The following is a 10,875-nucleotide window of genomic DNA, read 5'->3' as shown; positions in this document are numbered from 1 at the left end:
CGGCGGGCGCTCTGGCTGACGACTGCGAATACAACCCTAAGACCGGCTACGGGGCGAACCGGCCGCTGACAAAGTTTGCCAACGGGTCGACCATTCGGTGGGTCACGGACGATCAAGGCCCGCGCTCCGTCGCGGGCGCGACCGTTGACCTTGTGCTGGTCGATGAGCCGTGTAGCCCCGAGATGATGCGCGAGCTTCGGAAGCGCGTGTTGGTCAAGTCGGGCCGGGTCATTATGACCCTGACCCCGATCAATGGCCCGGTCGAACACATCCGCGAAGCGGTCGAACGCGGGCATATGCCCGAGGTTCACGCGACCTTGAGTACCGACAATCTGCGTCACGTCGACACGGGCGAGATCCGAACGCTCGAGGACGGCACGCCCTGCGACGATGCGTGGATCGCGTCGATGTGGGCGAAGGAGCCGGCCAGCTGGGCGGGCATCACGCTGGACGGCCTCTGGGAGATGAGGCCGCAAGGCGCGTGGTTCGCTCCGATCTGGAATGCCGCCGCGCACGTCAGCGATTCGGCCATGCTGGACGGCGAGAGCTATTGGCACATCGGCATTGACTACGCGAGCGCCGACCGGCCGCAAGGTCTGGTAGCCGTGCTGGTGCGTGTCGAGCCGAGCCGGAGCGGCGACGGACGCCAGACTGAAAGCATCATCGTGGAGGACATGGTGGCCCTTCCGGGCACCGCGACCGTAACGATGTTCGCTGCCGACATCGTGCGCATGCTCAAGCGCAACGGCCTACAATGGCGGCAGCTGCGGACGGTGTACGGCGATAACCCCGTGCAGGGCCGCCACGAATGGAAGGGAAATTACGACCTTACGCGCCGGCTCGCGCTTGAGATGCAGGTGGCGCAGACCGGTATCAGCCCGCGCATCCTCGGCGCGAAGGAGAAGATGAGCGGCGGGTCAAGGGACACAGGCTGCCGGTATCTGTATGAGGCCATGGCCTCTCAGCGCATCGTCATCCGCTCGCGCTGCCGGCCGCTGGTCGAGGCTATCGAGAGCTGGGACTACACGGCACACCATCCCGCAAAGGACAGGATAGACGCGCTTACGCTCTGAAAGATTACATCTTCCCGGCGGGCCGTCAGTTCGCGTCCGTTACTCGCGTGAGGTAGCCTGATGTCTATGTCAGATAGCCCGTACATCATTCCCCCTCCCGGCGACGACATGGGCGAGCTGATGCGCTGGGAACATACCCGAATGGTACGCCGAATGATGGACGGCGCATGGGAGCAGGACTTGCAAAACCGCGTGGCCCGCGAAGTCGGGCGCGAACGCGCGGACGCATGGGGCATCGCAAAGACCACCTGCATGCCGCTTGTCAGCATCGCGCGCGAAACGGCCGCGCTCTACCTGACCGAGCCGGAGGTACGGGTACTCGATACTCCGATCTATGGCCCGTTCGCGCAAGCCATCCAGGCGTCCGGACTGTGGCCTCGCATGCCGCGCTTTCAGGCCATGACCATCGCGCTCCGCGAATGCGCGTGGCGCGTGTCGGTTCTGCCGACTGGCGAGATTCAGTATCGTCCGGTTTACCCCGACATGCTGATCATGGAAGGCAGCCCTGACCAGCCCGATCAGCCTGTCGAGGTCAAGGAAATGCGCTACCGGGAGGACTGGGGCTGGTGCTGGGATCACATCTGCATCGAGCCAGACGAGCCCGAAAACCCGATCTACCGCGTGGAGCAGGTCAGCACGGGCGCAGACATCAGCCTCGAGGTGCTGGGCGGCGACTTCAGCGGAGCGGCCTACCCGTACCGCCGCAACGACGGCACGCCGATCCTGCCCTACGTGCTGTACCATGCGGAAAGCCTCGGCGACCGTATCTGGAACTGGCGCGGGAACTGGGAGACGGTACAGGCCTGCCTTGACCTCGGCGTGAACTACACCTTTCTTGGGCACGTCCTGCGGGATGCGTCATTCCCCCAGCGGTACACGCTCGACTGTGGATTCGTCGGCGCCATCCCGGCCGGGTCTGACAGCTTCAGTCAGCGTGTCGAAGTCATCGCCGATCCGGCGGTCATTATGAGGGCCGAGTCGACGCAGGAGGGACGCCAGCCGCTGATCGGCCAGTTTCAGGCGGGCGCCGACCCGGCGGCGCTCGAGGGCGTCATTTCCAGTCTGGCGAATCGCATCGCCATTGACGCAGGCCTTCCGCCTGCGGATATTCAGCGCATGGGCGGAACGGCACGCAGCGGGTACGCCATCGCGCTCAGCAACGAAGGCAAGCGCGCCGCCGCTCGCCGGTACGCGCCGATCTTCCGCCGCGCTGACGAGGCGCTGATTTCGGTAACGGCCACGCTCTACAACCGGGCGACCGGTTTGACCCTGCCCGAGTACGGGTACCAGATCGTGTACCGCGACCTGCCGCTTTCGCCCGAAGAGCTACAGGCCCGCCGCGCAAACGTGATCGAGCTGATGGGCGCTGGCCTGCTGTCGCGTGTTCGCGCGTACCAGGAGCTAAACCCGGGCCTGACCGAATCGGCCGCGACGAATGAGCTTGCGCGTATCGACGCCGAGCGCCTGCGCCTGACCCTTCCCTAACCCTCACCCCGAGGCAACATGAGCGACACCACCACTACCACCGCCGTTGAGATGGTCGACATCCCCGAGGACAGCACGCCGAAGGCCCGAGATCGGATCGTCGCGCTGGCCGCTGAGAAGGCCGCGCTGAAGGCGCAGCTCGACAGCCTGACGGCCAAGGCATCCGAGGCCAGCCGCTGGCAGACCGAAGCCGAGACGGCGCGAGCCGAGTACCAGAAGGCGCAGGCCGAATGGCAGGCGCAGCAGACGACGTGGCAGACCGAGCGCGCCATGATGTCTGCCGGCATCACCGACCCCGAAGCGCCCGACATTGTGCAGGCGGCCTACGCGCGCGTCCAGCCCGGCGAGGGCGGCGCGAAGCCGACCTTGAGCGAATGGCTGGCGAACCGTGACGCTTTGCCGAAAGGCGTTCGCGCGTATTTGCCCGACGCTCCGGCAAGCCCTGCGCCGACTGCGCCTGCTGAGGCTGCACCTGCGCAGAGCGCGCCGGCACCCGCCGCGCCGAAGGTGAACGCAGGCGCTGCGCCGTCGGCCGAGCCCGTAAAGACGTTCACGCCGCAGGCCATTCAGCAGATGCTTGGCACGCCGGCCGGCCGTGCGGCCTACGCCGCGAATCGGGCCGCGATTCTGGCGAGTCTCAAGTGACACGTTGACACGTCCGCCGTGGCGTGTCACACTCTACAGACCGTAGGCGGTCGGGTCGAGCCCCGTAAAAACAGAGCGCACGCCGGAAGCACGATTACCCTTCCCGTTCACCCTGTTTTTCGAGGTGCCCTGTGGCTGACGCTCCCATTACTTATTCGTCCCTGTCCGATCTCACTGTCGCGTCGACTCTCGCCGCTGAACTTCAGCTCAAGCTCGGCGACCGCGCCAGCCTGATGAACCATCCCGCCATCACCTACGTGGGCGACATCGCGGGCTCCGGCTCCAGCGTCAAGAAGGTGGGCATCGTCGGCAAGGGCCTTGACCCCATGGCCGCCGCGACTGACGGCGACAGCGTGTTCTCGACCGCGCTCACCAACGCGAACGTCTCGATCACCGTCGCCCGCCAGGCGTTGTATCGTCAGGTAACCGACCTCGCCGGCCAGACCTGGGCCAGCGTCGGCGACCTCGTGACGTGGTGCGCTGAGGACATGGTGGGCGCTGCGACCCTGCGCGCGCAGACCATGATCTGCACCGCCGGCTCGGCGTTCTCCACCGTCGTGGGCACCAGCGGCGCGGCCCTGACCGTGACCAACATCTTCAGCGCCATCGCCGCGCTCGAGGCCGTGTCCGCTCCCGGCCCGTTCCTCGCAGTCGTGTCGCCGAAGCAGCTGTCCGACTTCCAGAACTCGCTTCGCTCCGAAACTGGCGCGCTCCAGTGGATCCCGGCCACCGCCGACATGATCGCCATCAAGGGCCAGGGCTACGCGGGCAGCTACCTCGGCATCGACTTCTTCGTGTCGTCCAAGGTCGTGACCAGCGGTTCCGACAAGCTGGGCTTCATCATCAGCTACGGCGCCATTGGCTACGCGGACGGCACCCCGGCCCCCATCATGGGCTCGGGCGGCGTGATGTACCCCATGGGCACCAAGATGTACGTCGAGATGGGCCGCACCCCCGAAGCCGCGATCAGCAAGATCGTCGGAAACTACTACGTGGGCTTCGCCGAGCTTCAGGACGGCATGGGCGTCCAGCTCCAGACCCGCGCCTCCTGATCAAGTACGGCCCGGCCGGCGTAGTGTCGGCCGGGCTTTCCCCTATCCTCCAACGCAAGGTCAGCGACACATGGCACTTGTCAACGCATACGCCCCGAAGGGCTACACCGCAGCCACCAGCGCAGCTGCTGGCCTGCCGCTCAATCCCAGCGACTACCCCGATTTCCGCCTGATGTACCATCCGAAGCGGTGGACGTTCTACGCGAACGAAGAAGGTACGGGCGAATGGCTGCCGAATCTGGCGCCGCTCTACTTCACGCCGGGCGTGGCCTGCGTCGACAAGGACGGCGACGTGTCGCTTGCCATGGCCGAGAAGATGCGCCGCGGCTGGATCATCGTGGAGCCTGCGGCCGAATACATCGCCGCGTATGACGGCCGCCAGCTTCCCAACGGCAAAGTCCCGACGATTTACCTGCCGGTGTGGATGGTTCCTACCCCGCTGGCGAATGAGGTTCGCGTCAAGTATGACCGCGATACCCACCTTGACTACCTGCGCGGGCTGGTCGAATCCGGCCGCCTGCCGCCTCTCGACCCCGACGTGATCGAGCTGATCCGCGGGCGCGTACAGGACGAATACGAGCGCGATGCCGGCGACGGCTCGGGCGATGGCAAGGCCGCGCGCCGTGCCGAGGCCGCAGCCGCCACGCTGGCCGCGATGGACGCGACCACGCCCGCGAAGCCTGCCAAGGCTGCGCGCCGCGCGAAGGCGGCGACGTGACCGAGGCCGAAGTGCGCAAGGCGCGTGATGGCCTCGCACGCAAGGCGTACGAGCAAGGCGGCGCGGATGCCGTCAAGCGCAGCGAGAAGCTGCGCGAGCAGGCGCTAAAGGATCTGATCCGTTCCAAAAACAAGGAGTGATACACCATGGCCGTTCCCGAAAAGACCTCCCAGTTCCGCGCCGCTGTTGGCTTCACCGGCCTCATCGTCAAGAATGACCCGGACGGTGGCGATAGCTCGCTTCTGGGCGGGCACATTGCTCACGACGGTATGATCATCCCTCCCGGCGCGTCGACCGCCGCGGCTGGCACCACGACCGCCGATGCGGGTGTCCTGCCTGCGGGCACGTCCAGCTACTACCCGACCACGGCGGCCGACGGCACCAAGGGCGTGCGCGTCAACGCCGCCGACAAGATCAACGGCAAGGTCATCTTCATTGGCAACGGCGTTGCGGCCTCGGCGCTCAAGGTCTACGCTCCGTCCGGTGGCAGCATCAACGGCGCCGCCGCCGATGCGGCCTTTGTGACCAGCAGCGGCAAGGGCTGCGTTCTGATCTGCCTGTCGGCCACGTCGAACACCTGGGCGGGTTTCTAAATGGCCGGCAGCGAAACGACGTACACCGCCCGATTCATCGGCCCCGAGATTCTTGAGGCCGGTCGGAACAACGTTGTTTCGTGTGCCGTTTACAACGCGGGCGCGCTTGTCACGCCTGCGTCTGGCGCTCTGACGATCTACGATCCGCAGAACGTCGCCATCTCTGCGGGCTCCGTGACCGTCGTCGGGGGTGTCGCTCAGGCCACGGTCACGGCGTCCGCTCTATCGAACAATCAGCCCGGCGACGGCTGGCGGTTTGAGTGGGCGCTGACCATCAGCGGCACGGTCTACACGTTCCGGCGCGACGGCTCGCTTGTGTATCGCCGGCTTTACCCGGTCGTGACAGATGCGGACCTCCTGCGGTCGCATACCGACCTTGCGCGCCGTATGCCGACCACCGAGACAAGCTATCAGGACTACCTGGACGAAGCATGGGCGCGCATTGAGTCGTGGCTGATCATGGCCCCGTCAGCCCTGCGCGATGTCCACACGTATCAGACGCTGGTTCTCATCTTCCGCGACTTTGCGACCGGCGGCCCCGGCTCTGCGGAATGGGAAATGATGCTGCACTACGAAGCCCTCCTTGAGCGCGCGTGGGGCGTCCTGAGCTACCCACAGTGTGAGCCTACCACCGGCAAGGCCGAGGGCACGCCGGGCGCTCGCACGTCCCCGACCGGTACGATGTGGGCCGGTAGCCGTCGCAACGGCGGATGGTGGGTGTGAGCGTCACCGCTGTCAGGCAGCAGATCGCCGCGCACCTTGCGACCGGCTACGGCCTGACGCGCGAAAGCCCCGAGCCCGTGGCGTTCATGCGGGCTCCGACGCGTTCGCCCGTGCATCTTGAGTTCGGCGTAGGTATGGACAATACCCGTCCGGTCGACGGCCGGAAGGATTTGGTGGCGTCGGATGTCCGCGTTCTGATCGCGTACCAGCTCCAGCCTAAAGACCGTGTATCGTCCTATGACGCCATGCTGACGTTTGATACGAGCATCGCCAACGCGATGCAGCTCAGCGCCTGGCCGAATGGGCCGCGCCTCGCCGCGCTGGTCTGGCGGTCCACGTCCCGCACGCCCGCCGCCGACGGCTGGATCTGGATAGAACAGCTGTATTCCGCGATCCACCTTCTCGCTTAGGAGTCTCACATGGCCACCATTTCCAGCTCCCCCATTGTATCGGCTGACGGCGTATTGACCATCACCGACGCGACAAGCCCGACGCCGCTCAGCTATACCGTGGCCTACGATATGGGCGACTTCAAGATCTCTGGCTTGAACAAGGCCAACAAGGAAACGGCGCAATTCTACAGCCGCGGCAAGTTTTTTGCGGCGCGCGACGTGAAGGACAAGGAGTTCAGCTTCTCCTTTACCGCGCATCTGATCGGCCTGTTGGGCGAGACTGGCGCACCGACGATCAACGATGTCATCCTCCGCAAGAAGGATTGGAGCGCCGCGGTCAGCACGTTGCCGACCGCTGCCGGTGACACGTTCCACCATACCCTGACCTGGACGGCCGAGCGGTCAAACCTCGGCGCGACTACCGATGACACGTTCGTTCTCAAGTATTGCGAGCTGAGCGTGGACTGGGCCGAGGGCGACGGCTCGACCGTGACCGTCAACGGCATCGCCAAGATGTACTCGACTGACGGCATGGTCATTTCCTAAACCTGACACATAGAGGCCAACGATGGGCGACACACCATCCACGGTCACGCTTCTCGGCAAGCCTGAGCGCGTGGTCATCCCCGACGATTACGCGCTCCTTGAGGAGCTGTTTACCGCTGCGAACGGCGCGACAGGGCCGAAGCTCCTGCGCGTCTATTCGGCCATGGTTGCCCTGTGCTGTCCCGAGGTCGGGCGCATGTCCAAGGCCAGCTACAGCCGACACAGCTACGACCCGGTGAGCTACGGCCGCGAGGTCTATTCGTGGCTCCACCGTCAGCGCGTGCCGATGTCGGAGATCATCGAGGCCGGCTCGGTGCTGTACCCGGCGATCCTGCTGGCCGCGTTCCCGCGCACCGACGAGGTGGCCGACGCGCTGGGAAAATCCAAGGGCAGCGCGGACAGCTGAACCTAGCCGCGCTGCGTCTGTCCCTCCGGTACGGGCAGGGTGATATACACTGGTTCAGCCGCTTACCTCGGCAGGATCAAGCCCTGATGCTCGCCCTTCACCAGCTCGACGCACCGAAGCCCGCACCGTCGCAGGCTGAACAGCTGCGCGCGCTGGCGCTGGAGCAGCGGGCACGGGGCAAGAAGTGAGCGTCACGATCTGGCGCGAGGGCGGCGTGTCGGCGCGCATGTCTGGTGACCTGCTGGCATGGGCGGACGCTGCGATCCACGACGCGACGAACGGCGCCGCAGCCGAGGTAGCGGCCATCCTCGAGCCCGTGGCAGCGCAGGCCCGCGCCGAATGGTACGGCCCTCAGGGCGTGGTCAAGCGCACGGGCCTGTCTGGCGACATCGACGTGATCGTGACTGCGAATCTCGACAAGGGCGTGGTCACGATCAGTATCGGCAGCACCGACGAGCGACAGGCCGGTAAGACTCGCGCGCTGGTGCCGTCCTTTGTCCATCGTCCAGGCCGCACGGCCCGCGAGCTGAAAGCCGTCACGCGGGAGGAGTTCTTTCGTACCTCGCCGTCTCTGCGTGTCGGCGTGGCTCGCGTGGCAAAGCCGGCGCAGGGCATCAAGCCGGGCGACTGGGTAATTCGCGTCCTGAGCCCGCGCGCGTCTGACGGTAAGACGTTGCTACCCATCTACGTGAACAAGCCGGCGAAGGACGCCGTAGGCGCGAAAACCATTCAGATCGGCGCGACGATGGCGCGCAACATGGGGCGGAAGAATGGGTAACCAGGTTGTTGGCTTAGATGTCCAAATCAAGGTGGATCAGGCTCTGGCCGAGCTGAAGCGCCTGTCTCCGGGTGCTGACAAGGAAGCTAAGGCCATTGTCGGGACGCTGAACAAGTCCTTGAAAGACGCCGAGAAGCAGGCCGCCAAGGTCGGCGATGCCATGAAGGCAGCGACCACGAAAACCGCCAGCATCGGCGACGCAGCGGGTAAGACCGGCTCCAACGTGATGAAGCTGGCGGGCGCGCTGTCTATGGTTTCACCCGCGGCTGGCGGCATGGCTCAGAACGTGGCCGACCTCGCCGACGTGGTGGAGGTCGCGTCTGTCGTGACTGAGACTCTGGGCGTTTCCATGGGGTCGCTGCTTGCTGTCGCAGGCCCCGTCGCCGTTGCCATCGGCGGTCTGTATCTGGCCTATCAGAGCTACAACGCGGAGCTTGAGGCTTCGCAGGCGCTGGAGGCCGCGTCTATTAGGCAGTTGGAAGCTACATCGTCGCTGGCGTCGAAGGTCACGTCAGATCGCAATGCGCTGGCTGTTGCTATCGGGACAATGAGCAAGTCCGATGCCGACGCGGCAAAGGTACATGAGGACTACACCGCAGCGCTGGCAGCGGCGAATAAAGAGCTCATCGCAAGCAAGAAAGCGCTTGAGGATCAGTATCAAGCGGCAGTCAATGACACGACAAACCGAAAGGACGACATCGTAGCCCTGCGCGGTCAGATCGCAGCGAAGCAGCGCGAGATCCAAACAAACACCGACCTCGCCAAACAGGGCGAGGAAAACGCGCTGGCCGTGATCGAGTACAACGACGCGAAGGCCCAGTCTGAGCAGGTGCTGCGCGAGCGCCAGGACGCCGCAGCCAAGTCCGCGCAGCGCCGGGCAGAGGCCGAGCGCGCGGCAGCCGAAGCCGTCGCCAAGGCCACGGCCGCGAATGAGCGGTACACGTCAACGCTTGCCAGTATCGACGACATCGGCCACGCGGCGCAGGTCGCGCAGATGGACGCATACGGCCGGCTCGCGGACGAGGCGCAGCGTAAGATCGACGACATTGAGCAGCGCGGCCGGCAGGCTGTCGCGTCCGCCATCGCTGCGGGTGCGGACGGCGCGAAGGCTCAGGAGCTGGTGGAGCAGCACGCAGCCGACGCGCGCGCGGCGGTCTGGAATGACTACTACGCGAACCTCGACGAGCTGCGCGCGAAAGACCTCAAGGCAGAACAGGACGCACAGCAAGCCGCAACGGATGAGGCCATTGCCGCACAGCGAGCCCGAGCCGAGGCCGCGCTGAACGCAGTCAATACGGTAGGCGGCTACGCCTCGCAGGCGCTGGCTATGCTGGACGATAGCGCATCGACCTCGTACCAGCACTCCGCGGACATGGCCTCGGCACTGACTGACCAGCTGGCCGCGGGCGAGCAATACTACACGCAGGCGCAGCAGGTCGAGCTACAGGCTCGGATCGGCGCCAGCAAGGACGCAGCACGTAAGCAGTTCGCAGCGGCGAAGGCTGCAAAGCTGGCCGAGGCTGCGGCCTCCACGGCGTTGGCTGTCATCAATGCCATCGCTGAGTCGCCGCCTCCGTCACCGTTCGGTATCGCGGGCTCGCTGATCGCAGGCGCTGCGGGTGCGGCGTCCATGGCCGCCATCGCTGCGCAGGAGCCGACGTTCCATCAAGGCTACGCGCCCGACGAGATGCAGGCAAAGGTGCTGAAAACCGAGGCGGTGCTAAGCCCCGCGGCCACGTCGGCGCTTGGTGCGGGCAACATCGCCGCGGCCAACGCTGGCGTGACGCGCGGACAGGGCGCAGCTACGGCGCCGGTCGTGTTCCGGCATCAGACCTTCCGGCCGTTCATCAAGGACTTCCTGACGCAGCCATCGGCCTTGACTGACGCGCTGAACAGAACGAACCGCCGGAGCATGTAATGGCCGACCAGACTCCCTCGACGCTGCGCGCTCTGCTGACGATGGATCGGCGGTTCAGCAACGGTGCGATCAGCCCGTCCGGGACGAACGGCGCAAGCTATTCGCAGGCAGGCGGCATGGCTGGCCGACCTGTCCCGGCGCAGTCCACCGGCCTCGCTGAGCTACAGGCCAGCGGCACGCAGGCAGACGGCGCGAGCTATCAGCTAACGGCCGTGCGAGGCGGCAACCCCGGCCCCGTCGTGGGCTCGCTGCTGAACCTCGGCGCGGCTGCGTTCGCGTGGCGGGACAGCGGAGATACCAGCGTCGCCAGCTACCGCGGCTGGGATCCTCCCAGCACGATCAGCGCGTTTGAGTTCGTTGACAGGTCAACCACCGCGAGCGCGTGGAAAGACCCGCACGCCATCAGCCGCGCTGACGGGTCTATGTATTGCATCGTTCAGGAGGCCAGCCGATACATCGCGGTCTGGTCGCGCCCGTTGGCCGGGTCGTGGTCGAAGGTGCGCGTGTACGACCCGGGCTCGGGCGTGTATACGGGTGCCGTCCATG

Annotated in this window: 14 protein-coding genes; all 14 read left to right on the top strand. The window is 65.6% G+C overall.

The features are described from left to right. The coding region (locus EBS11_RS27195; RefSeq protein ID WP_290608420.1) for a hypothetical protein at window positions 1-1,073 on the top strand (1,073 nt) is incomplete at its 5' end. Between the two features lie 108 nt (window positions 1,074-1,181). Next, window positions 1,182-2,558, top strand: coding sequence for a hypothetical protein (locus EBS11_RS27190; protein ID WP_290608418.1), 1,377 nt, complete (start codon window positions 1,182-1,184; stop codon window positions 2,556-2,558). A gap of 18 nt (window positions 2,559-2,576) precedes the next feature. Next, complete coding sequence (locus EBS11_RS27185) at window positions 2,577-3,203, top strand: hypothetical protein (protein ID WP_290608415.1); 627 nt, start codon at window positions 2,577-2,579, stop codon at window positions 3,201-3,203. A gap of 131 nt (window positions 3,204-3,334) precedes the next feature. Further along, the gene (locus EBS11_RS27180; RefSeq protein WP_290608413.1) at window positions 3,335-4,255 is read left to right on the top strand and encodes a hypothetical protein; all 921 of its coding nucleotides are present in this window, start codon (window positions 3,335-3,337) and stop codon (window positions 4,253-4,255) included. 70 nt (window positions 4,256-4,325) lie between these two features. Further along, window positions 4,326-4,973: a hypothetical protein gene (locus EBS11_RS27175; RefSeq protein WP_290608411.1), complete on the top strand. Its 648-nt coding sequence runs from the start codon at window positions 4,326-4,328 to the stop codon at window positions 4,971-4,973. Beyond that, on the top strand, window positions 4,970-5,113 hold the full coding sequence (locus tag EBS11_RS27170) for a hypothetical protein (RefSeq protein ID WP_290608409.1): 144 nt from the start codon (window positions 4,970-4,972) through the stop codon (window positions 5,111-5,113). The genes EBS11_RS27175 and EBS11_RS27170 overlap by 4 nt, the downstream gene beginning before the upstream one ends. A 6-nt stretch (window positions 5,114-5,119) precedes the next feature. Next, window positions 5,120-5,566 carry a hypothetical protein gene (locus EBS11_RS27165; protein WP_290608407.1) on the top strand — a complete coding sequence of 149 codons (447 nt, stop codon included), beginning with the start codon at window positions 5,120-5,122 and terminating at the stop codon, window positions 5,564-5,566. Next, window positions 5,567-6,289: a hypothetical protein gene (locus EBS11_RS27160; protein WP_290608405.1), complete on the top strand. Its 723-nt coding sequence runs from the start codon at window positions 5,567-5,569 to the stop codon at window positions 6,287-6,289. After that, the gene (locus EBS11_RS27155; RefSeq protein ID WP_290608403.1) at window positions 6,286-6,699 is read left to right on the top strand and encodes a hypothetical protein; all 414 of its coding nucleotides are present in this window, start codon (window positions 6,286-6,288) and stop codon (window positions 6,697-6,699) included. The genes EBS11_RS27160 and EBS11_RS27155 overlap by 4 nt, the downstream gene beginning before the upstream one ends. A gap of 9 nt (window positions 6,700-6,708) precedes the next feature. Beyond that, on the top strand, window positions 6,709-7,227 hold the full coding sequence (locus tag EBS11_RS27150; RefSeq protein ID WP_290608401.1) for a hypothetical protein: 519 nt from the start codon (window positions 6,709-6,711) through the stop codon (window positions 7,225-7,227). Window positions 7,228-7,249: 22 nt separating this feature from the next. Next, window positions 7,250-7,633 (top strand): hypothetical protein, encoded by a 384-nt coding sequence (locus tag EBS11_RS27145; protein WP_290608399.1) that lies wholly within the window; start codon window positions 7,250-7,252, stop codon window positions 7,631-7,633. Window positions 7,634-7,817: 184 nt separating this feature from the next. Continuing rightward, on the top strand, window positions 7,818-8,411 hold the full coding sequence (locus tag EBS11_RS27140; protein WP_290608397.1) for a hypothetical protein: 594 nt from the start codon (window positions 7,818-7,820) through the stop codon (window positions 8,409-8,411). Then, the gene (locus tag EBS11_RS27135) at window positions 8,404-10,329 is read left to right on the top strand and encodes a hypothetical protein (RefSeq protein WP_290608395.1); all 1,926 of its coding nucleotides are present in this window, start codon (window positions 8,404-8,406) and stop codon (window positions 10,327-10,329) included. The genes EBS11_RS27140 and EBS11_RS27135 overlap by 8 nt, the downstream gene beginning before the upstream one ends. Then, window positions 10,329-10,875, top strand: a 547-nt coding sequence (locus tag EBS11_RS27130; protein ID WP_290608393.1) for a hypothetical protein, incomplete at its 3' end; no start/stop codon positions are given. The genes EBS11_RS27135 and EBS11_RS27130, both read left to right, overlap by 1 nt.

It is taken from the genome of Janthinobacterium sp. (assembly GCF_009923995.1).
In the GTDB taxonomy this organism is placed as follows: domain Bacteria; phylum Pseudomonadota; class Gammaproteobacteria; order Burkholderiales; family Burkholderiaceae_D; genus Janthinobacterium.
Note: the sequence above shows the minus strand (reverse complement) of the source record. Positions and strands in the feature narration are given on the sequence as shown.

Coding starts and splice junctions, on each gene's coding strand:
- EBS11_RS27190 (WP_290608418.1), top strand. CDS start 1,182: ATGGGCGAGCTGATGCGCTGGGAACATACCCGAATGGTACGCCGAATG.
- EBS11_RS27185 (WP_290608415.1), top strand. CDS start 2,577: ATGAGCGACACCACCACTACCACCGCCGTTGAGATGGTCGACATCCCC.
- EBS11_RS27175 (WP_290608411.1), top strand. CDS start 4,326: ATGGCACTTGTCAACGCATACGCCCCGAAGGGCTACACCGCAGCCACC.
- EBS11_RS27165 (WP_290608407.1), top strand. CDS start 5,120: ATGGCCGTTCCCGAAAAGACCTCCCAGTTCCGCGCCGCTGTTGGCTTC.
- EBS11_RS27160 (WP_290608405.1), top strand. CDS start 5,567: ATGGCCGGCAGCGAAACGACGTACACCGCCCGATTCATCGGCCCCGAG.
- EBS11_RS27150 (WP_290608401.1), top strand. CDS start 6,709: ATGGCCACCATTTCCAGCTCCCCCATTGTATCGGCTGACGGCGTATTG.
- EBS11_RS27145 (WP_290608399.1), top strand. CDS start 7,250: ATGGGCGACACACCATCCACGGTCACGCTTCTCGGCAAGCCTGAGCGC.
- EBS11_RS27135 (WP_290608395.1), top strand. CDS start 8,404: ATGGGTAACCAGGTTGTTGGCTTAGATGTCCAAATCAAGGTGGATCAG.